General features: G+C 63.7%; 18 protein-coding genes. 7 read left to right on the top strand and 11 right to left on the bottom strand.

Annotation, left to right across the window (positions count from 1 at the left end; all coding sequences use genetic code 11):
- Positions 1–16: 16 nt before the first annotated feature.
- The 8 genes from FHW92_RS03300 to FHW92_RS03265 form a co-directional block, all read right to left on the bottom strand.
- Positions 17–2503, bottom strand: a complete 2487-nt coding sequence (locus tag FHW92_RS03300; protein WP_168601769.1) for a TonB-dependent receptor — start codon at positions 2501–2503, stop codon at positions 17–19.
- A 371-nt stretch (positions 2504–2874) separates the two neighbouring features.
- A complete protein-coding gene (locus tag FHW92_RS03295; RefSeq protein ID WP_168601768.1) occupies positions 2875–3255 on the bottom strand; it encodes a cytochrome c in 381 nt (126 codons plus the stop codon).
- Complete coding sequence (locus tag FHW92_RS03290) at positions 3252–4499, bottom strand: molybdopterin-dependent oxidoreductase (protein WP_168601767.1); 1248 nt, start codon at positions 4497–4499, stop codon at positions 3252–3254. The genes FHW92_RS03295 and FHW92_RS03290 overlap by 4 nt, the downstream gene beginning before the upstream one ends.
- 15 nt (positions 4500–4514) lie before the next feature.
- Positions 4515–6005: a glycerol kinase gene (locus FHW92_RS03285; RefSeq protein ID WP_168601766.1), complete on the bottom strand. Its 1491-nt coding sequence runs from the start codon at positions 6003–6005 to the stop codon at positions 4515–4517.
- A gap of 57 nt (positions 6006–6062) precedes the next feature.
- Entirely contained in the window at positions 6063–7154 is a 1092-nt protein-coding gene (locus FHW92_RS03280; protein WP_168601765.1) for an LLM class flavin-dependent oxidoreductase, read from the bottom strand.
- A complete protein-coding gene (locus tag FHW92_RS03275; protein WP_168601764.1) occupies positions 7151–8065 on the bottom strand; it encodes an aldo/keto reductase in 915 nt (304 codons plus the stop codon). The genes FHW92_RS03280 and FHW92_RS03275 overlap by 4 nt, the downstream gene beginning before the upstream one ends.
- A complete protein-coding gene (locus FHW92_RS03270) occupies positions 8062–9075 on the bottom strand; it encodes a LacI family DNA-binding transcriptional regulator (protein WP_168601763.1) in 1014 nt (337 codons plus the stop codon). The genes FHW92_RS03275 and FHW92_RS03270 overlap by 4 nt, the downstream gene beginning before the upstream one ends.
- Positions 9072–11072, bottom strand: a complete 2001-nt coding sequence (locus FHW92_RS03265) for an alpha-glucosidase (RefSeq protein ID WP_168601762.1) — start codon at positions 11070–11072, stop codon at positions 9072–9074. The genes FHW92_RS03270 and FHW92_RS03265 overlap by 4 nt, the downstream gene beginning before the upstream one ends.
- 183 nt (positions 11073–11255) lie before the next feature.
- Between FHW92_RS03265 and FHW92_RS03260 the strand changes: the two genes are divergently transcribed.
- Entirely contained in the window at positions 11256–13577 is a 2322-nt protein-coding gene (locus tag FHW92_RS03260; protein WP_168601761.1) for a TonB-dependent receptor, read from the top strand.
- A gap of 73 nt (positions 13578–13650) precedes the next feature.
- Here FHW92_RS03260 and FHW92_RS03255 read toward each other — a convergent pair whose 3' ends face one another.
- Positions 13651–14868 (bottom strand): MFS transporter, encoded by a 1218-nt coding sequence (locus FHW92_RS03255; RefSeq protein ID WP_168601760.1) that lies wholly within the window; start codon positions 14866–14868, stop codon positions 13651–13653.
- A gap of 152 nt (positions 14869–15020) precedes the next feature.
- Between FHW92_RS03255 and FHW92_RS03250 the strand changes: the two genes are divergently transcribed.
- From FHW92_RS03250 to FHW92_RS03225, 6 genes are all read left to right on the top strand, one after another.
- Positions 15021–16109, top strand: coding sequence for a putative sulfate exporter family transporter (locus tag FHW92_RS03250; RefSeq protein WP_168601759.1), 1089 nt, complete (start codon positions 15021–15023; stop codon positions 16107–16109).
- Between the two features lie 13 nt (positions 16110–16122).
- Positions 16123–17619: a glycerol-3-phosphate dehydrogenase gene (locus FHW92_RS03245; RefSeq protein ID WP_168601758.1), complete on the top strand. Its 1497-nt coding sequence runs from the start codon at positions 16123–16125 to the stop codon at positions 17617–17619.
- A gap of 2 nt (positions 17620–17621) precedes the next feature.
- Positions 17622–18185 (top strand): NADPH-dependent FMN reductase, encoded by a 564-nt coding sequence (locus FHW92_RS03240; RefSeq protein ID WP_168601757.1) that lies wholly within the window; start codon positions 17622–17624, stop codon positions 18183–18185.
- The gene (locus FHW92_RS03235) at positions 18182–18796 is read left to right on the top strand and encodes a 3,4-dihydroxy-2-butanone-4-phosphate synthase (RefSeq protein ID WP_168601756.1); all 615 of its coding nucleotides are present in this window, start codon (positions 18182–18184) and stop codon (positions 18794–18796) included. The genes FHW92_RS03240 and FHW92_RS03235 overlap by 4 nt, the downstream gene beginning before the upstream one ends.
- A gap of 477 nt (positions 18797–19273) precedes the next feature.
- A complete protein-coding gene (locus tag FHW92_RS03230) occupies positions 19274–20674 on the top strand; it encodes an aldehyde dehydrogenase (protein WP_168601755.1) in 1401 nt (466 codons plus the stop codon).
- A gap of 41 nt (positions 20675–20715) precedes the next feature.
- Positions 20716–22146 (top strand): NAD-dependent succinate-semialdehyde dehydrogenase, encoded by a 1431-nt coding sequence (locus FHW92_RS03225; RefSeq protein ID WP_168601754.1) that lies wholly within the window; start codon positions 20716–20718, stop codon positions 22144–22146.
- A gap of 21 nt (positions 22147–22167) precedes the next feature.
- On the opposite strand, the gene acnA is transcribed toward FHW92_RS03225, so the two are convergent.
- Together acnA and FHW92_RS03215 are read right to left on the bottom strand one after the other, a co-directional pair.
- Entirely contained in the window at positions 22168–24645 is a 2478-nt protein-coding gene (gene acnA / locus FHW92_RS03220; protein WP_168601753.1) for an aconitate hydratase AcnA, read from the bottom strand.
- A gap of 4 nt (positions 24646–24649) precedes the next feature.
- The gene (locus FHW92_RS03215; protein WP_168601752.1) at positions 24650–25612 is read right to left on the bottom strand and encodes a hydroxymethylglutaryl-CoA lyase; all 963 of its coding nucleotides are present in this window, start codon (positions 25610–25612) and stop codon (positions 24650–24652) included.
- Between the last annotated feature and the right edge of the window lie 59 nt (positions 25613–25671).

The raw sequence follows: 25671 nt of genomic DNA, 5'->3' as shown, positions 1-25671 counted from the left end.
GCCTTTCAGGCGAGGATTACCACGACAGGCCGACGATCAGGCGCACATTGCGCCCGAACAGCGGGCGACCGTAAATGGCATCGCTCGCGCCTTGCCCGGCCAACTGGTCGGTGCGGGGATTGCCCTCGGTCAGACCCTTGGCATTGGTCAGATTGTCGCCGACCACCTGCACCCGCCAAGCGCCCCAGTTGAGCGTGGCGCCCGCGCCGAAGGTTTCATAGGCGGGCAGGGCGGTCAGGTTGAACAGGTCGACATAGCGGCGGCCCACCCATTCATAGCGGCCGTAAAGCTCCAGATCGCCCTTGCCGAGTTTGAGGTTCACCGCGGGGCGGATGTTGCCAAAGAATTTCGGCTCGCGGATGATCTGCTTGCCGTTGACCGCGCTGGGGTCGGCGCCCGCGCTGTTGGCCAGATTGCGATATTGCGGATCGGCCAGCGTCATAGAACCATTGAGGGCAAACCATGAGACGGGCACGACGCGACCGTCCATTTCGATCCCCTTGGCCACAGCCTCACCGATGAAGGGCACCGATTGATCGTTGCGGCCCGTGGTGGGATTATAGGCGACGAAAGAGGCGTTGAACGGGTTAAACTTAGTGTAAAAGCCTGTCACATAAAGGTAGTTCTGGCCAAAGCTGGCCTTTATGCCCAATTCGTACTGGCGCGCCTTGGTCTGGACGATGGTCGGGTTGATGCTGGCCACGACATTGGCCTGCGGCGGCACTTCCAGATTGGACACGCGGGCATAGGCGCCCAGATGGCGGGTAAAGTCATAATTGACGCCCACGGTCCAATTGGTGGCCGAAGGGTTCAGCCGCTGATTGACGGTGGTGGCGTTGAGCGCGCGCACCGCATTGTCGGCCAGCGTGGTGGGATCGCCCAGATCGGCGGCGGTCGTGTTGGTGGCAAAGCCGGTGTAGCCATACCATTCGCGCCGGATGCCCGCATCGACGCGCAGGCCATCGGTAATGTCCCAGGTGTCATTGGCGTAAAGGGCGATCATGCGCGCATCGGCCTTGGCATTGGCCAGCGTAGTGCCATAGCGCAGCACGCCATTTTGCGTAACATAGCCCAGCACCGCGCCGCCTGCCGAATAGGCGACCAGATCGAGCGTGCGCGGCTGACCGGCCACCTCGATCAGCATGTCCTGATAGACGGTGAAATTGGTGTTGCCGTAGAACGAGCTGTAGAGCCCGGCGCGCAGGTCATGGCTGCCCAGCGGAGTCTCGAATTTGCGCGTAACGCTCAGGTCGCCCTGAACCGAGTAGAATTTCGATTCCACCGCGCGATACTGGCCCGACATGACAAGGCCCGAGGCGGCGGCAGGGTTATAGACACTTTGGCCATTGGTGCCCGCAATCGCATAGCCCATGCGGGTGACCGCGCCAAAGGCGGTTTGCGCGGCGGTCAGATAGCTGTTGGCAAAGGTGGTGGCATCGGCCGGGTTGGTGGTGGAGTAAAAAGCGTCAAAGCTGCTCTTGCCCTGGGTCGCGCCGAATTTGGCCGAGATCAGCCAGCCCCCGAAATCGCCCTGATAATCAAGCCCTGCGTTGAAAAAGCGCATATGGCGCCCATTGGCCAGATCGCGCGTCAGGCTCTGCGTCTGGCCCGCGCCATCGCGATATTTGATCACCACATTGCGCAGCGAGGGCGAGTTCATCGTTCCGCTGAAATAGTTGATATAGGGGTCAAGCGAGACGGCAGGATTGCGCGGATCGGCCACCGGGATCGGCAGATAGAACAGGTTATGGTCATTCACATACATGACCGAGGCCTTGATATAGCCGTTGTCGAGGTCATGCTTGATATTGGCGCGGATCTGGCAGCCGCGATCGCTGGGAAAGCCGCTGTCGCGATAGCCGTCATGCTGGCGCAGAAAGCCGCCGATGGCGTAATAGGTCCGATCTCCCAGCGGGCCGGACTGCATCGCATCAAGGCGATAGAGGCCGGTGTCGCCCAGCGTGACCTGCGCCTTGCCTGCCGATTGCGTCTTGCCGGTGACGGTGATCGTGTTGGCGATGGCGGCGGCGCTGCTGGCATAGATCGGCGCGGGGCCGCCGCGCACGATTTCCACGCGCTCGCTCATCAGGTCATAGCGGTTCATGCCCTCGCCCGAGTTGAAGAACACGCCGTCGATTTCGTGATAGAGCGGCAGGCCATCCTGTTGAAAGATCAGATAGCCGCGATCAGTGGGAATGCCGCGCACGCGGGTGATGTTCTGAACCTCGCCGCCGGTGGCCTCGACATGGATGCCGGGCACGGTGCCGAGCAGGTCGGCGAAATTCTTGGGAGCGATTTTGGCAATGTCGTTCTGGCCCAACGAGTTGATCGCATAGGACACGTCAAAACGGCGTTCGGCGCGGGCGGCACCGGTCACGATGATATCGGTGGGCGCGTCCTGCGCCTGAGCGGGCGCCGCGGGTGCATCCTCGGCCCGCGCCTGTGTGGAAAGGCCCAGCATCAGCCCCATGGCAAGCATGGAAACCCGATCGGAAATACGCATCTGATATCGCCCCTTTTAATACGCCAATTTAATTAAATAAATGAGCGGCAGCCCCGTGCCGTTGCAGGGGGCGACTAGAGCGATTCCGGGAAACTTTGATGACAGCAGCCGAGAGGCGTTCCCCATGACGGATCAGGAGAAGGCAGTTAAAGATTTCGTTCTATCTATCTGTTATAAAATTTATTTTATGCATTTCCGTGCAAGTAGAGAGGTAGCCCCCCGCTCGGTTTATGACAGATTGCAGACCTGCAATTCCGGCCCGAAGCGGTGGGCAATCCCCCGCAACGGCCGGTTTCCGCCCGCGTCAAACGCCGCCTATACAGAACCCTATAGGCGCTTTGAGAATGGATTTGCCCCCGGCCCGCCGCCTTCTATTTCGCAGCTAACGCCGACAGCGCCGTGAGATAACCGGTGATCGCACCAACCTGATCTTCCGCGATGGGCGCCTTATAGACATCGATCATCTTGCGCACTTCCTTGTGCCATTCTTCCGCCGAGAGGGGAGGCTGGGACAGCACCATCGAAGGCGAATGACAGGCACGGCAATTGGCATTGACCGCATCGGCCCCGGCACCCGCCGGATATTCCACGTCGAAATCCTGCGGCAGGCTCACCCGGACGCTGCGAAAGGCAAAGGGCGTTGCGGGTTTCGCGGCGGCTTTGCGCGGGGCGTGCCTGGCCGGTGTCGCCCCCACCGTGACAGACCAGACCGAGGCGGCCAGCGCCAGCCCTACCATCAGCTTGCCCTTCATGCCTTTTCTCCCGCCACCAGCGTCAGCGTCTCGACGCCCGCGCGCATGTAACCGCCTGGATTCCAATTCATCGTCAGAGGCTGGCTGACACCCTTGGTGTTAGTGCAGCGACAGGCAAGCGTGAAGCGCCCTGCGGGCATGGTGATGCGGTGGGTGAACCGACGCAGGCTATATGGCCCCAGATCCTCGCCCAGTGCGGCGGTCTGCCATGTGGCACCGCCATCGGTGGAAATCTCGACCTTGGCCACGCCGCAATCGCCGCCCATCGCAATGCCCGAAATCGCCAACGGGGCGCCCGCCTTCACCACCTGTCCCTCGGCCAGATTGGTAATGAGCGAGCGCGGCACCATCCGGCTGATCGGCTCCTTGGGGAAATCGGCGGTGCCGGGCGGAACATGGCCGAAAGGCGTCTTGGGCACCTGATAGGCCTTGGCCATCCAGAAATTGTCATCCTTTTGCGGCAAAACCTCAATGTCCGAGAGCATCTTGACCCAATAGGTCGAGTACCAGCCCGGCACGATCAGCCGCAAAGGATAGCCGTTGAGCAGCGGCAAAGGCTCACCGTTCATCGCATAGGCGATCATCACCTCGCCATCGCGCGCATGATCGATGGCCAGCGACTTGAGGAACTTTGGCCCCTCGCTCACCAACGCCTCGTCCAGCCCGCCGAAACGGACATCGACCGCACCCGCTTTCACGCCCGCCCGGTCCAGCACATCGCGCAGCCGCACCCCGGTCCAGCGCGCATTGCCCATCGCGCCATGGCCCCATTCGGCGCCTGCCACCGATGGCGAGAACAGCCCGCGCGAATTGCCCGAACATTGGTTGACCGCGACATATTCGATCCGCTCAAACCCGTGCAGCAGATCGTCGAGCCGCAATTCCACCTTGCGCTCGACATGGCCCCGCACCGTCAGGCGGAAGGCCTTGGCATCCACGCTTTCGGGAATATTGGCCCAATGCCAGCGGACATAGAACTGGTCATTGGGGGTCAAAATATGCTGGTCAAACACCTGCATCGGCGTTTCCAGCAGGGGCGGGCGGACCCTTTGCAGGATCATCTCACCCTTTTGCGGAAAGGCCTTGGTCAACGGGCGCTTGGACGGTTTGCCCGGCAGGTGCAGATCCACCATGCCCTGCGCCCCCGTTTGCGCCCAAAGCGGCTGAGTGACCATACCAAGGCCGCTCAGCGCCACACCGCTCAGCAGATTTCGGCGCGAAAGAGTCGGATTGAAAAGTGTCATCCCAAGAAGCGCTCCTTACGCGTGCTTCGCCAGTTCGGTGGCCAACAGATCATGCCACAGCGCGAGACGGGCGCTGCGCTCGCCTTCAGCCATGGCGGGGGTGAAGGTCTTGGCTCCCTTGCGCATAACCGCCGCTTCCTCCAGCCCGTCATAGAAACCGCATCCCACCCCGGCCAGCATCGCCGCGCCCAGCGCGGTGGTTTCCACGCCTGAGGGTCGCTCGACCCGGATATCGAGCATATCGGCCAGGTCCTGCGCAATCCAGTCGTTCGCACTCATGCCGCCGTCAATGCGCAGATCATGCCACGGCGCGCCGTCGGCGGCAAAGGCGGTTTGCAGGTCATGCATCTGATGGGCAATGGTTTCCAGCGCCGCGCGCACGATATGCGCCCGGCCCGTGCTGTGCGACAGGCCCGCAATATGGCCGCGCACCTCGGCCCGCCAATGCGGCGCGCCCAGCCCGGAAAGCGCGGGCAGGATGCAGACCCCGCCATTATCCGCCACGCTGCGCGCCAGCGTCTCGGTTTCGGCGGCGGCCACCACCATGCACAATTGATCGCGCAGCCATTTGACCAAAGAGCCCGCGACAAACACCGAACCTTCGAGCGCATAGGTCCGCCGACCACCCATCTGCGCCAGAACCGTGCCCAGCAGGCGATGGCTTGATCGCGGGATTGCCGTGCCGGTGCTGGCCAGAACAAAGGCGCCGGTGCCCAGCGTCGCCTTGACCTGCCCAGCGCGCAGACATTGCTGGCCGATGGTGGCGGCCTGCTGATCCCCGGCAAGGCCGCAGATCGGGATGGGCGCGCCAAACAGATCGGGCGAGGTATGCCCAAACACGCCCGCCGTATCGACAATCTCGGGCAGCGCCGAGCGGGTAAGCCCATGCAGCGCCAGCAGATCATCATCCCAATCCGCCCCGTCCAGCGCCATCAGCATGGTCCGGCTCGCATTGCTGGCATCGGTGATATGCAGCCCGCCGGTCAGTTTCCAGACCAGCCAGCTTTCCACCGTGCCAAAGGCCAGAGCATCGCCCGCCGCCGTCACGACCGGCCAATGGTCGAGCATCCAGCGCATCTTGGTGGCCGAGAAATAGGGATCGAGCAGGAGGCCCGTCTTGTCGCGCACCATCGCCTCATGCCCCGCCGCGCGCAGGGCTTCGCAGATTTCGGCTGTCCGGCGGTCCTGCCAGACGATGGCGCGGCCCAGAGGTTGCCCGCTGCGCCGGTCCCATGCCAGAACCGTTTCGCGCTGATTGGTGATGCCGATGGCGGCAATGCGCGATGGCCCGCCCGCCTGTTCCACCATCATCCGCGCACAGGCGAGAGTCTGGGTCCAGATTTCACCGGCATCGTGTTCGACAAGGCCCGGCGCGGGATAATGCTGGGTCAGCTCGCGCTGGGCTGCGCCGATAATCGTGCCGTCGGGCGCATAGAGAATGGCGCGGGTCGAGGTGGTCCCCTCATCCAGCACCAGCAGGAAATCGCTCGCATTCTCGCTGCGCATGGGTTTCTCTCTCCGCATGGAGGTGGGGGCGATCCATGCCGCCCCCTCTTGTCGGTTTCAGATATTCAGCGGGCCATGCTTGATATGCGGCAGGACATGGCGGGCAAACAGGTCGGCTTCCTGCGCATGGGGATAGCCCGAGAGGATGAAGGCCTCGATCCCCTCGGCCTGATAGGCGCGCAGTTTGGAGAGCACCTGATCGGGCGTGCCGATGATTGCCGCGCCGCAGCCCGAGCGCGCGCGCCCGATGCCGGTCCACAGATAATCCTCGACATAGCCGTCATTGCCCGCCGCCTGCCGCAATTCTGCCTGACGCTGGACCCCGAAATTCTTGGCGTCGAGCGATTGTTCGCGGATGGCGCGGCCTGCCTCGTCGTCCAGCTTGGACAAAAGGCGGGTGGCATAGGCGCGGGCCTCATCCTCGGTTTCGCGCACGATGACATGGGCGCGATAGCCGAATTTCAGGCTGCGGCCGAAACGGGCGGCGCGGCTTTTCATGTCGGTAATCGTTTCGCGCACCTTGTCCATCGTGTCGGGCCACATCAGATAGACATCGCAGCCCTCGGCCGCGCATTCGCGGGCCTCATGGCTCAGACCGCCGAAGTAGAAGGCAGGGGCCTTGCCCGAAATCGTGGTGATGCGCGGCGGGTCGAGCTTGAGCTTGTAGAACTCGCCCTCATGATCGAGCGATTGCCCGTTGAGCAGCGTACGCACGATCTTCATCACTTCGGTCGCGCGGGCATAGCGAGGGCCAGAGGCCATCTGTTCACCCGGCATGTCCGAAGAAATGATGTTCACATTGAGGCGCCCCCCGGTGCCATCGGCATTGGGACCAAGGATGCGGTCCAGCGTGGCGATGCGACGCGCCAGTTGCGGCGGCCAGTCCTCGCCGATGCGCGTGGCCCAGAGCAGCTTGATCCGGCGCACCTGCGTCGCCACGGCGGCGGCAAAGGCGGTGGTGTCCAGCCCCAGGCTGTAGCCCGAGGGGAGCAGGATATTGTCGAACCCGCCCTCTTCGGCGCGCATCACGATGTTGCGGCAATGCTCCCAACTGGATTTCAGATAGGGGTCATGCACGCCCAGAAATTCATAGTCATCGTCACACAGGGCCGAAAACCATGCGATTTCGCACTGTTGTTCTTCGCTCATGGCAACCTCTCTCCTCGTGCGGCGACCAGTACGCCGTACCATTCTTCCCGGCTCCACTGGACCGAAAGGGCGGCGGCCCCTTCGGCGATACGGGCGGGGTTTTGTGAACCGATGATGGGGATAATCCCGGCGGGGTGGGCCATCAGCCAACTGTAGGCCGCCACGGTGCGCGACACGCCCCGGTCCGCCGCAACAACATCAAGCGCCTCGGCCACGGCCAGATCGCGCGCGGTTTCGGGCGCGGCCAGACGGCCCCCACCCAGCGGCGACCATGCCAGCGGCGTCAGGCCCAGCATCATCGCCTGATCCATCTCGCCGTTTTCAAGAGCGGTGATGCGCAACGGGCTGATTTCGGGCTGGGTCACCACCAGCTTGTTGGTCAGGAAATGGTTGAGCGCGGCGACTTGCGCCTGGGTGAAATTGGACACGCCGATGCTGCGAATTTTGCCGGCCACCACGGCGTCGTCCAGCACGCGGGCAACTTCGGCAGGATGGGCCAGAATGTCGGGGCGGTGGACCTGATAGAGGTCGATGGTCTCGACCTTGAGCCGCCGCAGCGAGGCATCAATGGCCGCCGAGAGATAGGCGGGCGACTGGTCATAGGGCAGGGGGGGCATGATGCCGCCCTTGGTGGCCAGCACAAAGCGATTACGCAGCCCCGGATCGGCGGCGATCACCTCGCCCAGCAGGCTTTCCGCATCGCCAAAACCGCCCTTGCCGTCAAAACCATAGATATCGGCAGTGTCGAGCAGGTTGATCCCGGCGTCCAGCGCGGCATGGACCAGCCGCCCCGCATCGGCCGCCGTGCGCCCGCCTTCGGCAAGGCGCCACATGCCCCACGCGATGGGAGCGACATTCAAACCGGACGCCCCCAAAGGGCGCTCAGCGGGGGGGAGGGGCAAAAGGCTCATGGGTTCTTCCTGAAAGGCGCCGCAACCGAGGCGCGTTCGACAAGGGTATGGGGCAGGCGGCGATGGGTGATATCGCCCCCGGCGATGAGGATTTCGGTGGCCGTGCGGGCCAATTCGACCATCGGTTGATGAATGGTGGTCAAGGCAGGCCAGACGGTGCGCGCCAGAGTGGTATCGTCAAACCCGACCACGGAAAGCTGTTCGGGCAGTGCCATTCCTCGCCCATGCGCCATGGCCAGAACGCCTGCGGCCATATCATCATTGGCGGCAAAGATAGCGGTGGGCGGATGGGCTATGTCCAGCAACATGCCGCCCGCCGCAAATCCGCTTTCAAAATCAAATTCGCCCGGCATCACCAGTTGCGGCTCAAAGGCGATGCCCGCCCGGTCCAGCGCGCGGCGATAACCGAACAGGCGATCATCGCTCGACATATGGTTGGGGTGGCCCTTGATGAAACCGATCCGCCGATGGCCCATGTTGATGAGATGCGTGGTCATGTCATCGGCGGCCTGCGCATCATCCATGAACACCGAGGATGTCAGCGCATGATTGGTGCCGGGCGAAATGCGGACAAAGGGCACGTCCAGCGCGTCCAACGCCTGAAGCACGCCCACGCAATCGGTCACCGGCGAGGAGAGGATGATCCCGTCCACATGCGTTTCGCTGACCAGCCCGCGCACAGAATCGCCCACATCGGGATCGGCCACATCGACCGGCTGGGCGATCAGGCGGATGCCGTAGGCCTTGCAATAATCCCAGCATCCGCTCTGGATCTGAAACATGTAATAGGGGCTGTGGTTGTCATAGATCAGCGCGATCTGGTTCGATTTCGATCCGGTCAGGATGCGCGCGGCAATGGAGGGCCGGAATTCCAGCTCCTTCATCGCCTTCTCCACCTTTTCGCGCATGGCGGCGCTGACATAGGGATGGCCGTTCAGCACCCGGCTGACCGTTTTGACCGCCACCCCCGCCAATGCGGCCACATCGCGAATATTGGACCTCTCGCTCATTGCGTCACGATTCCCCCCATCTGGGCGAACAGATCGGCAAAAGCGCTCTCTGTCCGATAGAATACAGGAGGATGGCCGATGGCCGCGGCAATGTCATGTGTTCCGGGCGCATAATCCACGCCCGACCACACATGGCGCCACGGCCGATCACCCGGCAGCGTCACGCGGCGATGGGCCGCGCCTTCTTCGACCACAGGGGCGACCAGCAGGTCGGCGCCATAGAGGAACTGGTCCTGAAGGGCGTAGAGCGATATATCCTGCGGGTAATGCAGGAACAGAGGGCGCTGGGCGGGCAGGCCGGTGGCCACCGCCTCGTCGCACAGATGGCGGACATAGGGGGCCAGATGGGCATGAACCCTGCTCCATCGCGCGAAATTGGCCAGCAGTTCCGGGCTTGAATCATATTGCAGATTGTCGTCGGGCCGGTTGCCCTCATGGCTGCGCATGACGGGGGCAAAGGCCGCCAGTTCGCACCAGCGCTGCATCAATTCGACGCTGCGGATATTGCCATGCAGCGAGGTATAGCCGCCGCAATCGGAATGGCTGTAGGCATTGCCGACCAGCCCTGCGGACAACGCCGCCGTGATGACCGTGCCGATGCCGTCATGGCGGGTGAAATCGACCGACTGATCCCCGGCCCAGAGCAGCGGGCAATGGCCCGAAACGCCGCTGAACCCGGCGCGCATGAAGAAGACCGCATCGCCTTGCCGGCCCCGCATGGCCAGCGCCCGGTCATTGACCTGCGCCCAAAGCACTGGCCAGAGATTATGCGCCTCCATCGCGTCCATGCCGCCCGCCAGACGCACATCGGTGGGCAGATATTCGCCGAAGTCGGCCATCCAGCCATCAATGCCAATGTCCAGCATTTCGCGGCACAGGATACGCTCGGCAAACCAGGCGCAGCTTTCCTCGCGGGTGAAATCGAGGACGCCGCAGTCAAATTCGCCGAAATCGACCAGATAGGGCTCGTCGCTGTCCAGCCTGCGGCAAAGATGGCCGCCGCTCAGCGCCTCCTGATAGAGCGCGCCATCCACGGCCAGATAGGGGTTGGCATAAGCCAGGAAGCGGATGCCGCGCTCATTCAGCGCCTTAATCCGCGCGGGCAGATCGGGATAGCGCTTCTCGCTGCGCTGCCAATCCCAGAACAGGCGGCGGCCAAAGCTGGTCTCGCGGATGCCCGCCCAATCCTCGCACCACAGGCCGGAGACGGCGGCGCCTGCATCGATGAAGGCTTCGAGCCGCTCGAAGCTCTTTTCGCCCTGCTTCAGCCCGACAATCGCCCCGCCAATCGCCCAGTCGGGCAAGGCGCGCGGACGACCGAACCGGGTTGAAAGATCGCCCACCAGTTCCCGCGGCCCCTCGGCGGCGAAAAGTTCAAAACGCGCCGATGCGGCCCAGACCTCAAAGGCGGTTCTCCCCGGAACACTGGCGTCGATCACGCTGTAAACGCTGGCGTCGAGATGGAGAGCCAGCCAGCGCGAAGTGAGGATAGTCGGCTGGGGATAGTTGGTGTTCCAGTAATCACCGCCCGCCATCCCGGTCTCATCCATGATCCGGGTCAGCTCGGTGGTCTTGTCACGGCCCACGCCCGGCTCGCTCGTCCACATCGGGAAACGGCGGCCATTGAGCGCAAGGTAGCTCATCTGCTCGCCGCCGCCCCAGACGGTTTCGCCCGGTTCGGCATGGAAATGCACCCAGAGGCGGTCGAAAGCGGGGTCGAGCGCCTGAAAAGTCAGCGCGGCCTGATCCAGATCGATGCGGACGACCGGCGCGCCATCGTGCAGCAGCAGGACCGCGCCATCATCGAACCGCCAGTCGGTCGGGGTAATGGTGCCGCAAGGCGCATCCTCGATACGGAAATTGCCACGATACATCTCAACCGACGGATCGCCCCGCGCTATGACCAGCGCAGGACATTGCGAGTCGTGGCGAAGCACAGTCCGCCCGGCGAAATCCAGCTGAAAACCGTCTTTGAACGGAGAAAATTGCACCTGCATCGCTCATCCAAACGTTGGTTTTGGTCGTGGCAATCCGTCATTGGATCGATGTGACACCGCTTGACATATCGCCACGCGGCAGGCAAATCAACCACCAATCGCAGTGTCAAAAAATGCGAGAGGGAAGCCATCGCGGGAAGAGGCAAGATTGCCCAAGCCCCCGCAATTGGGGAGGATTTTATCATGAAATCAAAACTATCATCCTTGCTATGCCTGCCGCTTCTGGCTGTGGGCAGCGCGCCCGCTCTGGCGCAGCAGGCAGCAGATTCGGCTTCTGCCGGAGAAATCGTCGTCACCGCGCAGAAGCGCTCGGAGTCGCTGCACAGCGTACCGGTGGCCGTTTCGGTCCTGACCGGAGCGGCTCTGGCCGCCGCAGCCCGCCCGAGCATTGAAAGCGCGACCCAGCTTGTCCCGGCGCTCAACTTCCAGAAATCGGGCACCACGCTCAACCAGACCATCTATCTGCGCGGCGTCGGCACGGCCACTTTCTCGATCGCGGGCGAGCCTTCGGTGTCGACCGTGGTGGACGGCGTGGTCTATGCCCGCTCGGGCGAGGCGTTCAGCGATCTGGTCGACATCGCCCAGATGGAAGTGCTGCGCGGGCCGCAGGGAACGTTGTTCGGCAAGAATGCCAGCGCGGGCGTCATCAACATCACCAGCCAAATGCCCAAGAACGAATTTTCCGGCAGCATCGAGGCCAATTATTTCGAAGGCAATGAATGGCGCGTCAAGGGCGCGCTGAACGTCCCTCTGGGCAAGGATCTGGCGGCGCGTTTCACCGGCTTTGCCAGCGGTTATGACGGCAATATTCGCAATCTGGCCACCCAGTCGATGGTCAACGGCTATGACCATGTCGGCGGCCGGGCACAGTTCCTTTACAATCCCGGCACCGGCGTAAAGATCTATGTGGCGGCCGATTATCACCGCAACAATGACAATTGCTGCGCCGACATCATTGCCACCGGAGCGCTCACTGGTGCGGGCGCGCCAACGACCAGCCTCGCCTTCAATGTGCTGCCCACGCCGCTGGGCGCCAAAACCCGTTTTATCAATCAAAACCTTGTGACCAGCACCAAGGAAGACGGCTGGGGCATTTCGGGGCAGGCCGACATTGACATCGGCACCCACACGCTGACCAGCATCACCGCCTATCGCGAATGGAACAACACCGAAATCCGCGACGGCGACTGGCTGGACCGCGCCTATGTCGGGTTTAACCAGTTGCACGACACCGGTCCGCAAAAGTCCAATACGTTCAGTCAGGAACTGCGCCTGACCTCGCCTGCGGGCAACCGGCTGTCCTATGTCTTGGGCGCCTATTATTCGCGCGCCTTTTCCGAGCGCATCTTCACTCGCAATGATGAAGTCTGCACCGCCACGGCAACCGCGCCCACGGGCGTGCTGATCCCCTGCGGCAGCGCGAATGCCAATGCCTCGACCTTCCCCAGCGCGACGGCCGATTTCGGCTCGACCTTCAACAACGTGGCGGTTTTTGGACAGGCCACGTTCAAGCTGGCCGATCATGTCCGGTTGATCGGCGGGCTGCGCTATACGCATGATAAGCTGGATGTATTCCACATCCGCCGCACCACGCTGGCCGGGCCGGGCATCAACGGCAATTTCGATCAGGGCGTCTATGACACGGGCGTGTCCAACGGCGTGCCCTTCCGCACCGGCACCTCGAAGGACAATCTCTCGGGCAAGGCGGTGGTTCAGGCCGATCTCAGCCGCGATGTGATGGCCTATGCCAGCTATGCGCGCGGTTATAAGGGCCCGGCCTATAACATCTTCTTCAACCTGACGCCCTCGGGCACCAATGTGATTGCGCCTGAAACGTCCGATGCCTTTGAAGTGGGTCTCAAGAACACGCTGTTTGGCGGGAAGCTGACGCTGAACCTCGCCGGTTTCTATGCCAAGTATCACAATTTCCAGGCGAATAACCCGGATCTGGTGGCGGGCGTGGTCGTCACCCGCTTTACCAACGCGGGCGAGGTTTCGACCAAGGGCATCGAGGCCGACATGTCCTGGCGCCTTGGCCCGGATACGACGCTGAGCGGCGGCCTGGCCTATACGGATGCGCATGTGGTGAACTTCTATGCGGCGCCCGGCGCGGCCGCCACGTCGATCATCCAGCCCGGCACACCGCTGGCCTATGCGCCCAAGTGGAAAGGTTCGCTCAGCCTCGACCATCGCGTGCGCACCGAAGGCTGGGCCGATCTGGTGTTTGGCGCATCGGGCAATTTCCAGTCGAGCCAGTTGTCGCTCTTCACACCCAATGATGTGCAGCGCCAGTTCGGCACGATCCCGGCCTATGGTCTGGTCAATATTCAGGCCGGTCTGGTTTCGCCCACCGACAAGTGGCGGATCGTGGCGCAGGTGCGCAACCTGTTCGATCAAGCCTATGCCGCCTCGATCATCAACGGCGGGCCGGGGGGCAGCTATCGCTATCAAATCCCGCGCGACGCGATGCGCTATTTCGGGATCAGCGCCCGCTATAACTTCTGATTGAAAATCAAGGCACAAAGAGAGGGGGCGCTCCAGACCGGAGCGCCCCCTTTTTGTTGTGGGCCGCAATGGCTCAGTCGGCTTCCAACCGCGGCATCACCAGATGGATCCAGCCCAGCGCCAGCAGATAGGCCCCGCCGCACAGGATAAACATCGGCGTATAGCCATAGCCGCTGGAAAGCGACCAGCCCGCCAGTTCGATCACCCCCATGCCCGCCAGATTGCCCGCCACCGCGCCCAGCGCGATCACACTGGCCACGCGCTGGGCTGGGACAATATCGGTGCTCATGCCAAAGATATTGGTCGAAAAACCCTGATGCGCGAACAGGCCCAGCCCGATCAACAGCGCCGCCAGCCACACGTTATGCGTCAGCAAGGCCATCGGCATGGCCAGCACCACCAGCGCAAAAAACAGCATCGAACGCTTGCGCGCCGCGTTGATGCTGTGCCCATTGCGGCGCAGGCGCGGAAACAGGCCGCCCGCCGTCAACGCGCCCGCCGCCGCCAGAGAAAAGATAATGGCCACCGGCAGGCCCAACCGTGCCTGACTCATCCCGAAAACCCGGTTGAAGAAGTCCGGCATCCAGAACAGCACGAACCACCACACCCCGTCGGTCAGGAATTTGGCGCCGATGACCACCCAACTGCTGCGGGCGCCCAACAATTCGCGCCAGTTCACGGGGGCACGTTCGGCCACCTCGGTCACAGGTTCGAGCGAACGCGTGCCCCACCACCATGCCGCGAGCCAGACCAGACCCAGCCCGCCGGTCACGAAAAAGGCCGCTTTCCAACCAAATGCCATGGCAAAGGGCGGTATGATCAACGGTGTCAGAATGGCGCCGATGTTGGGAGCCGTATTGATGATGCCCAACGCCTGATTCCGGCGCTCAGGCGTCAGATAGAGCGTGGCCGATTTGACGCCTGCGGGGGTGCTGACCGTCTCGCCGATGGCCAGCACGACTCGGGCGGTAACGAATTGCTGAACGTTGGCGGCAAGGGCATGGGCCATCCCCGCCAGGCTCCAGACGGTGACCGCCGCACCATAGGCGACCCGCACGCCGAGACGGTCGATAAACCAGCCCACGAATACCAGCGCACCGGCCGCAGCAAATTGAAAAGCCGAACCAAGATGAGCAAAATCCCCGTCATTCCAATGGAATGTGGCCTGAAGCGTGGGTTTGAGCAGGGCCACCACCTGCCTGTCGACATAATTGAGCGCATTGCCCGCAAACAGCAGCGCGACCAATGCCATGGTCGCGCCGGAAGAAGCCCGCTTGGCGGCAGGTTCCATGGTCCATCTCTCCCCTAATCCGAGCGCATTCGTGGCGCTTTGCTCTTGCACAGTAGCGCTTTTGGAGGATAAGGAAAGCGCGTTGTGACACCGTGGGACAGATTCTCGGTCGAGGCAGCATAAGCACAAAACATTTGGGGAAGATGCAACCTATGCCGGCACCCTCCGATGCCAAGGATAACACCCCGCTATGGGCAGGGGATCTGTTTGGCGAAACCCATTTGGCCCCCGCGCCGCCCGCTCCTCCGGCCAAATGGCGCCAACTCATGCCCGGCGTCGCCATCAGCGCGATTGTCAGCGCGGCGGGCGCGTGGTTTTCCGATCATTACGGTATGCCGATCATCCTGATGGGCCTGATCCTCGGGCTGGCGATGCAATTTGTTTCGGCCGATCCGCGCACTTCGCCGGGGCTGGAATTCGTGGGGCGCACCTGTTTGCGCTGGGGCATCGTACTGCTTGGCTTTCAGGTCACGCTTTCGGAAATCGGAGCGCTGGGGCTGGTGCCCTTTGTCGCGCTGCTGGTGGTGATGACGGCGGCGATCGTGGCGGCGCTGCTGGGCGCGCGGATGGCGGGGCAGGGTCTGGCGATCGGCATTCTGGCCGGGGGCGCCACGGCCATTTGCGGGGCCTCAGCGGCGCTGGCGCTTTATGGCGTGGTCGGGCGCGAAAGGGTCAGCCAGGCGCAATTTACCCTGACGCTGGTGGTCGTCTCGATTGCCAGCGCGCTGGCCATGACGATCTATCCCGAACTGGCCCGCGTGGCCCATTTCGACGCGCGTCAGGCCGGTTTCCTGACCGGCGCGGCCATTCATGATGTCGCGCAGTCGATTGGCGGCGGCTATGCCGTGTCCAATGCCGCAGGCGCGGCGGCCACGGTGGTCAAGCTCACCCGCGTCGCCCTGCTGGGGCCGCTGGTGGCGCTGGCCGCAGTGGTCATTCAGCGTTTCGATGCGCGCGGCGATGATGTTTCGCCATGGAAGGCGCTGGCACTGCCGCCCTTCATTCTGGCCTTTCTGGCGCTGGTGGTAGGCCATTCGCTGGTGGCCGTTCCCGCGCTGATTTCGGCCAATGCGCTTTTGCTGTCCAAAGGGTTGCTGCTGCTGGCGGTGACGGCCACGGCGATGCGGACCCGGACGGACCTCATTCTCCAACTGGGGTGGAACTCGGTGCTGCCGGTGCTGGCGGCGACCGCCACCTCGTTCCTTGTCGCTTTCGGCTTTGCCCTTTGGGTTATTCAATGAAGGGGGTGATCCCATGAAACCGGACTATGATCTGGCCATCATCGGTGGGGGCATCAACGGGGCGGGGATCGCCCGCGATGCCGCCGGGCGCGGCGCGCGCGTCCTGTTGCTCGAACAGGGCGATCTGGCGCAGGGCACGTCCTCGGCCAGCACCAAGCTGATCCATGGCGGGCTGCGCTATCTGGAACATTACGAATTCGCGCTGGTGCGTGAGGCTTTGAGCGAACGCGAGGTTTTGTGGAGCATCGCGCCCCATATCATCTGGCCGCTACGTTTTGTCCTGCCGCATCGGGTGGGGCTGCGTCCGCGCTGGCTGCTGCGGCTTGGCCTGTTTCTTTATGACCATATCGGCGGGCGGCGAGCGCTGCCCGCCACACAGACCATCGACCTGACCCGCAACCCCGAGGGGCAGGTGCTGAAACCCACTTATACCAAGGGCTTCGTCTATTCCGACGGCTGGGTGGATGATGCCAGGCTGGTCGTGCTCAATGCCCGCGATGCGGCGCAGCGCGGTTCGGACATCCGTACCCGCTGCAAGGTCGAAGGGCTGCACCGGGGCGAGGGGTTTTGGCATATAAAGACACCGCAGGGCTCCTTCACTGCTGGAGCCGTGGTTAATGCCGCCGGCCCCGCCGTACTGGATCTGCTCGGCCGGGCGGGGCAAGCGACGCAGCAGCAAATGCGGCTGGTGCGCGGATCGCATATCGTCGTCCCCCGCCTGTTCGACCACGAGAAAGCCTATTTCTTCCAGCTTCCCGATGGCCGCATCTTTTTCGCCATCCCCTATGAAGAGGATTTCACGCTGATCGGCACGACCGACCGCGATCATACCGGGCCGCTGTCCGATGTGCGCGCCAGCGAGGAGGAGATCGCCTATCTCTGCGCCGGGGTGAATGAATATTTCCAGCACCAGATCACCCCGGATGACGTGGTCTGGACCTATTCCGGGGTCCGCCCACTGGTTTCCGATGGTTCAGGGCGGCCGGAGGCGGCCACGCGCGGCTATCGCTTCGAGGTGGACGGGGGCGCCGATGGTGAGGGAAGTGATGCGCCTCTGCTCTCGGTTTTCGGAGGCAAGATCACCACTTACCGCCATCTGGCCGCGAGCGCGGTCGATCGTCTGGCGCTGCTGGTTCCGGCGATCACCGGCACGCCTTGGACGCATGAGGCGGCCTTGCCGGGCGGCGATTTCCCCAAGGAAGGGCAGCAGGGTCACATCGCCGCCCTGCGCGCGCGGCGCCCCGATTTGCCGGAGCGGGCGATCCGGCGGCTGGTGCGGTGTCATGGAACCTATGTGCTGGCGCAGGATGGGCCGGTGGGGGCCTCCGCCGCGCAGGATGGCGAGGATTTCGGCCACAGCCTTTGCGCCCGCGAGGTGGATTGGATGATGCGCGAGGAATGGGCGGTGGAAGCCGCCGACATCCTGTGGCGGCGCACCAAACTGGGGCTGCGCTTTGACGGGAACCAGACCGCGCGGCTGGAAAAATATATGGCGGAGAGGAGAGCGTGACCATGAAAGTAGTTTGCATTGGCGGCACTGTCACAAACGGCAGCACCACGGAAAGCGCCCTGTTGCTGGCCGGACAGGCCGCACGGGAGGCGGGCGCGGATGTCAGCCATTTCGGCGGGGCCTATCTCAGCGTCCTGCCCCATTATCGCGGAGCAGGGCATCAGGCCGGGGTGGGCGCCGAACTGGTCGAAGCCGTTCGACAGGCCGACGGCATCATCATCGCCGCGCCCGGCTATCATGGAACCGTCTCAGGTTTGGTCAAGAATGCGTTGGATTATCTGGAAGATCTGGCCCGGGACGCGCGGCCCTATCTGGACGGCCGCGCCGTTGGCCTGATCGCCACGGCCTATGGCGATCAGGCGACAATGAGCACCATGATGACGCTGCGCGCGATCACCCATGCGCTGCGTGGCTGGCCCACGCCGCTGGGCGCGACGGTGCGCACATCGCAAGGTTTGTTCGATGCGCAGGGGGCCTGCACCGACGCAAGGATCGCGACGCAACTGGCCACGGTGGGCGGCCAGGTCGTGATGGGCGCGCGCAGCCTTGCTGGAGCGGCGGCATGAGCGGGCTGGAACCGGCGCTGGCGGCTTTGGCCCGTGGAGAGATCATCCTGTTGACCGGGGACCGATTGCGCGGGGGCGATGTCGATCTGGTCGCGGCGGCCAGTCTGGTGCGCCCCGAAACGATCAACTTCATGGCGCGTTATGCGCGGGGCCTGATCTGTCTGGCCATTACGCCGGACCGGGCGGTGCGCCTTGGGCTGACACTGCTGGATACCGGAACATTGGCGCGCACCGGGCGGCCTTTTGCGCCCTCCATCGAAGCGCGGGAGGGCATTACCACGGGCATTTCCGCCGCTGATCGGGCCATGACGATCCAGGTGGCCACGTCGGCCACGGCCAGCGCGCAGGACATTGTCTCGCCGGGCCACGTCTTTCCGCTTATCGCCAGCAGCGGCGGGGTTGCCGCGCGTCCGTCGGCAACCGAAGCGGCGGTGGAATTGTGCCGGATGGCTGGTGTCGGCGATGCGGCGGTGATTTGCGCCGTGATGAAGGATGACGGAAACACAGCACGCGCCGGGGATCTGGGACCATTTCTGATCGAGCATGGTATGGAAAGCGCCGATATTGGCGAATTGATCGATGCGAAGGATCGTGATCGCCAAAAGAGCTGAGCGGAAGTATTGCCGGGTCTGATGGGGCTTGGCCCCCACCGAGACCCTGCGATCCAAATTACCGATATTCTATATTATGTAAAAAGAGATTCGTGGCTCTCTCCGCGCATGGGCCTCTGACCCTGCACGCTCCACTATATGTTCTAATGGCTGTCCCTAACCCAGCCTGATGGGACGGCAGGCATCTTACCGTTTTCCGAGAAATCCGCGTGCCCGAGACCCCCGCGGCCCTTTCGGTGATCGCGAGGTTCTTTCTGGCCCACCTTTGTCGAAGCAATCGGCGCGTTTCAAAGGCATTTCCTTCCCGATTCAGCCATCTGCCTCCTATAGGCCCACTATATCCAAAATTCCATCTGTCAGAACATTGTTCTTTTAATGGACAGGCGGACAAATTTTTGCCACCCTGCAGCCATCGGCATTGATGGAACAGGGTGGCGGTACCTGACCGACCATTCCGCACCGGTTAGGAAGTAAATGATGGAATTCACGAGATTGAACCCAGTGACGGGCGAAGTTGCCTCGTCGGCGGTGGCGATGCAGGCGGGCGAGATGGCAGGAATCGCGGCGCGTGCCGCTGCGGCCCAGCCTGCCTGGGGCGCCATGGGGCCAAATGCCCGCCGTGCGGTGCTGCAAAAGGCGGCCGATGCTCTGGCGGCCAAGAAGGATGAGTTCGTCGCCGCGATGATGGGCGAGATCGGCGCAACCGCCGGTTGGGCGATGTTCAACCTTGGCCTTGCCGTCAGCATGGTGCGCGAAGCCGCCAGCCTGACCACCCAGATTTCGGGCGAAGTCATCCCCTCCGACAAGCCCGGCTGCCTTGCCATGGCGCTGCGTGAGCCAGTCGGCGTGATCCTGGGCATTGCGCCGTGGAATGCGCCGATCATCCTTGGCGTGCGCGCGATTGCCACGCCGCTTGCCTGCGGCAATGCGGTGATTTTGAAGGCCAGTGAGCAATGCCCGCGCACCCATGCGCTGATTATCGAAGCCTTTGCCGAGGCCGGTTTCCCCGAAGGCGTGGTCAATGTCGTCACCAATGCGCCTGCGGACGCCGCCGATGTCGTGGGCGCGCTGATCGACGCGCCCGAGGTCAAGCGCATCAATTTCACCGGCAGCACGGCCGTGGGTCGCATCATCGCCAAGCGCGCGGCCGAACATCTCAAGCCCTGCCTGCTCGAATTGGGCGGCAAGGCGCCTTTGGTGATCTGCGCGGACGCGGACCTTGACGAGGCGGTCAAGGCAGCCGCTTTCGGGGCCTATATGAACCAGGGCCAGATCTGCATGAGCACCGAGCGGATCATCGTGGTGGACGCCGTGGCCGATGAATTTGCCGAGAAATTCGCCGCCAAGGTCAAGACCCTGACCGCGGGCGATCCGCGTCTGGGCAACACGCCGCTGGGCGGGGTGGTTGATGCCAAAACGGTGGCGCATTGCCTTTCGCTGGTTGACGATGCGGTGGCCAAGGGCGCGGTGTTGCTGACGGGCGGGGAAACCACGCTGAATGTCGTGATGCCCGCGCATCTGGTGGACAAGGTGACGCCGGACATGAAGCTGTTCCGCGACGAAAGCTTCGGCCCAGTGGTCGGCATCATCCGCGCGCGTGACGAAGCGCACGCGATCGAGTTGGCCAATGACACCGAATATGGCCTGTCCGCCGCCGTCTTCACCAAGGACATCGCCAAGGGTCTGCGCCTTGCCAAGCAGATCAAGAGCGGCATCTGCCACGTCAACGGCCCGACCGTCCATGACGAGGCGCAGATGCCCTTCGGCGGCGTCGGCGCCTCGGGCTATGGCCGCTTCGGCGGCTGTCAGGGCATCGACAGCTTCACCGAAACGCGCTGGATCACCGTCGAAACCCAAGACGGGCATTTCCCCATCTGATCCACGACTGACCAAAAATTCATATACAATCAGAGGATTTCATGCCCCATTATCCCGAACTCGCCATGGTAATTGCCGGAGAGCGCATCGGCATCGACCATCGCACCACCTTCACCGTCCGCAACCCGGCCACCGGCGATGCGCTGGGGCATTTGCCCCTTGCCGATACCGCCGATCTTGATCGCGCGCTCGAAGCCGCCGCGCGCGGGTTTGCCCTGTGGCGCCATGCAAGCGCAGCGCAAAGAGCCGAAGTGCTGCAAGGCGCCGCCGCCCTCATGCTGGAGCGCAAGGAGGAATTGGCATGGGTCGCGACGCAGGAACAGGGCAAGACCTTGGCCGAGGCGCGGGTCGAAGTGATGATGAATGTCGAACTCTTCCGCTTTTATGCGGGAGAGGTTCATCGCCTCTATGGCCGCCAACTGGTGCGCCCCGCCGGGATGCGTTCGACCGTGGTGCATGAGCCGGTGGGGCCGGTGGCCGCCTTTGCGCCGTGGAATTTTCCGCTGGGCAATCCGGGGCGCAAACTGGCCGCGCCGATTGCGGCGGGGTGCAGCGTCATCCTGAAAGCTGCCGAAGAAACGCCCGCCTCGGCGCTGGGCGTGCTGCAATGCCTGTATGATGCGGGCCTGCCCGGCGATGTGGCGCAGGCGGTGTTTGGCGATCCGGCGCAGGTGTCGGACTATCTCCTCGCCTCGCCCGTCATCCGCAAGCTCAGCTTCACCGGATCGACCGCCATCGGTAAGCATTTGATGAAACTGGCCGCCAATGATCTGAAGCGCACGACGATGGAGCTGGGCGGACATGGGCCGGTGCTGGTGTTCGGCGATGTCGATCTGGAAGAGGTTCTCGACAAGGTCGTGCCGCATAAATTCCGCAATACCGGGCAAGTTTGCGTCGCGCCCACGCGCTTTATCGTCGAGGATGCAATCTATGACCGCTTCGTCGCCGGTTTCGCGCAAAGGGCGGCGGCCATCCGCGTCGGTCCGGGCTGGCACGATGGCGTGCAGATGGGGCCGATGGCCAATCCGCGCCGTCCCGAAGCGATGGAAAAGCTGGTGGGTGATGCGGTCTCGCGCGGGGGCCGGTTGGTCACAGGCGGGGCAAGGATCGGCAATCAGGGCTGTTTCTTTGCCCCCACCGTGCTGGCCGATACGCCGCTGGATGCCGAGATCATGCAGGAGGAGCCCTTTGGCCCGGTCGCGCTGATCAACCGATACGCCGATGAAGCCGCGATGATCGCCGAGGCCAACCGCCTGCCCTATGGCCTTGCCGCCTATGCCTGGACTCAGGACTATCGTCGCCATCGCCGTCTGGCCGCCGAACTGGAAACCGGGATGTTGGCGATCAACACGACCACGATCGGTGCGGCCGATGCGCCCTTTGGCGGGGTAAAATGGTCGGGTCACGGCCATGAAGACGGCCCGGAAGGCTTGCAGGCTTGCCTTGTCACCAAGACCATCCACGAGGGATGAGGCAAATCGGCGCCGGAGGGATCATCCCTTCCGGCGCCGAACCCGTCGGTCGAAGCGCCGCGCGAAACGGGCGAACAGGCCGCCGTCGCGCAGCAGCGCTATCTGTCCCGCCGAACCGACATCGGCCCGCGAGGGAAAGCGGCGCGCCCCTTCGCCCGGCGTGTCGATCTCGATGATCAGGTCGCGCTGGTCCGGGCTCAGCCTTTCGATGCCAAGGATCGCGATCCGGCTATTGGCGCGAACCAGCGCCACCGCATCCTGATCCCACACAATCGGCAGCACGCCCATCGCCACCAGATTGGCGCGGTGGATCCTTTCAAAGCTGCGCGCGATCACCGCCCGGATGCCCAGCAGCGCGGTCCCTTTGGCCGCCCAGTCGCGCGCCGATCCGGTGCCGTAACGCTCCCCGGCAAAGACCAGCAGCGGCGCGCCCTGCTCGACATAGGCCTGCGCCGCCTCGAACACGGAGCTTTCCACGCCGTCCGGCCCCGGCGCCCGATTGCCCGGTGCATCCGCCAGATAGTTGATCAACCGGGCATTGTCGAAAGTCCCGCGCAGCATCACGCGGTCATTGGCACGCCTTTCGCCATAGCTGCCCGGATTGTCCTGTCCATGCGCGCGCAGCCATGCGGCAGCGGGCGATGCGGCGGTAATCCTGCCGATGGGTGAGATATGATCGGTGGTCACGTTGTCGCCCAGCACCAGCAACGTCCGCGCGCCATGCAGGTCGCCGGTCAGACCACCGTTCGCGCTGCTGAAAAAGGGCGGGGGCAGCACCATGGTCGAGGCCGGGTCCCACGGGAATTGCGCGCCATCGGGGGCCTCAAGATCCGCCCATGTCCGGTCCACTGATGGCATCTCCACCCTATCGGGCAGAGTTTGCAAAACCGCTGCCACCTCGGCCGCGTCGGGCCAGAGATCGCGCAGAAACACCGGCGCGCCGTCGCGATCCGTGCCCAAAGCATCCTGCGCCAGATTGGCGCCCATCCGCCCCGCCAGCGCGGCGGCCACCACCAGCGGCGGCGAGGCGAGATAATTGGCCCGAATGGCGGGATGGATGCGGTTTTCAAAATTACGATTGCCCGACAGGACCGCCGCCAGCAGACGCCCCTCTCCCGCCTCCGGCTTGAGATCGCCCGAATTGCCGACGCAGGTGGTGCAGCCAAAGCCGACCACATGAAAACCCAGCGCATCAAGGCTTTCCTGCAATCCGGCCTGCTCCAGCATGGCCGCAATGCGCGGCGATCCGGGGGCCAGCGAGGTCTTGACCCAGGGCGGAACGGACAGGCCGCGCGCCACCGCCTTTTGCGCGACCAGACCCGCAGCCACCATCAGCGCGGGATTGGCCGTGTTGGTGCAACTGGTGATCGCGGCCACGGCGATGAGAGCGTCCTCCTCCTGCGGGAAATGTTCGCGCAAGGATGCCGGAACCGCCGCGAGGGGCACGATCTGCTGGGGCCTGCTGGGCCCGGCCATCACCGGTTCCACCTCATTTAGATCGAGGGTCAGGCACCGCGAATAGCGTCGTGTCGGCCCGGCATCGCGCCACAGGCCGGTTGCGCGCGCATAGGCTTCGTAATCCTCCACCGGGCGGCCCATTGCGGCCATATAGGCCAACGTTGCCCCATCCACCGGAAACAGCGCGGCCGTCGCGCCATATTCGGGGCACATATTGGCCACCGCCGCCCGGTCGGGCAATGCCAGATGATCGAGCGCGGGGCCGGAAAACTCGACGATCTGGTCCACCACATCGGCCTCGCGCAGGCGCGCGGTGATGAAGAGCGCGGCATCTGTGGCGGTCACGCCTTGGGCCAATCGCCCCTCCAACCGCACCTCGACCACGCGCGGCAGGGCAATCGGCACCGGCGCGCCCAGCGCGGCCAGTTCCGCCTCGATCCCGCCCACGCCCCAGCCCAGCACGCCCAGCGCATTGACCATCGTGGTGTGGCTGTCGGTGCCGATCACTGTTTCGGCCATCCATCGGCTTTCATGGCGGACGCATCCGCTGGTCAGCCGCTCAAGATTGATCTGGTGACAGATGCCCTGTCCGGGCGGCACGATGGCCAGGCGATCAAAGGCGCGCTCGGCCCATTTGAAGAAGCGGTAGCGTTCGCCGTTGCGGGCATATTCCAGCGCCAGATTGCGCGCGGCGGCATCGGACGAGCCGCTGTGATCGACATGGACCGAATGGTCGATCACCAGATCGATGGGGATGGCCGCATCGACCGCTTCCGGCGCAAACCCACGCGCGGCGGCATGGTCGCGCAGCGCCGCCAGATCCGCCAGCGCGGCAACGCCTGCTGTATCCTGCATCAGGATGCGCGAGGGGCGAAAGGGGATCTCCGCCTCCACCGCGCCATGGTCGAGCCAATGCCGGAAAGGGGTGACATAGGGCGCGGGATCGGCCTCATGGGCCAGAATGTTTTCCAGCAGGATGACCAGCGAGCGCGGCAGAGCAGCCAACGCCGCCCGGTCGGCATCATGGAGACGCGAAAGCATGGGATCAGGCCGCCGCGATTTTGGCGCGCAGCGCGCGCAGACTGCCCCCGGTCTTGATCTTGCCGGGCAGCGGATGGCCCACGATGCTTTCGGCCAGACGCGCGCATTCGGCCAGTTTTTCAAGGTCTATGCCGGTTTCGATGCCCAGTTCCTCGCACAGGAACACGAAATCCTCGGTGGCGATATTGCCCGCCGCCCCGCCATGCGCGGCAAAGGGGCATCCCCCCAGCCCGCCCACCGCCGCATCATAATGGCGCACGCCCATCTCCAATCCGGCCATCGCATTGGCAATGCCCAGCCCGCGCGTGTCATGCAGATGGAGCGAGAGTTCGAGATCAGGCCAGCGTTCACGCACCGCTCCCACCACGCGGCGGATACGCTCGGGCGTGGCCCATGCCATCGTGTCGCCAAGACCCATCAGGCTCAGGTTCTCGCCATGATCGGCCGCGATGGATAGCATATCGCCCACCAGCCCCACCACGCGGGCCGGATCGACATCGCCCTCGAAATTGCAGCCAAAGGCGGCGGTGACAAAACCGGTGCGCACCGGAATGCCATGGGCCTGATACATGGCGATCAGCGCAGGCTGGGCCTCACGCTGCTGTTCGGGCGTGCGGTTCTGGTTGCGCTGGAGAAAGACGTTGGAGGCGTAGAGCGTCAGCTTGCCTTCCAGATCGAGCCGCCCGGTGGCAATCGCCCGCTCCAGCCCGCGCTGGTTCAGCCACAACCCGCTGTAGCGCACCCCCGCGCGCGGCGTCATGCCCGCCACCACGGCCTCGGCGTCGGCCATGCCCGGCACCTTTTGCGGATGGACAAAGGAGGTCACCTGAATAAGACCAACGCCTGTATCGGAAAGCGCATCGACCAGCCTGATCTTGTCGGCGGTGGGGATCGGGGCGCGCTCGATCTGAAAGCCTTCGCGCGGGCCTTCCTCCTTGATGAAAACGCGGGGGGGCAGGTTGGTCATTTTTGTTCTCCCGAAACGGAAATGGAGCAAAAGCGAGCGGGGCCATTGACATTTCGCAC

Source organism: Novosphingobium sp. SG707, from assembly GCF_012275515.1.
Classification (GTDB): Bacteria; Pseudomonadota; Alphaproteobacteria; order Sphingomonadales; family Sphingomonadaceae; genus Novosphingobium.
This window is presented reverse-complemented; position numbering and strand designations above follow the sequence as displayed.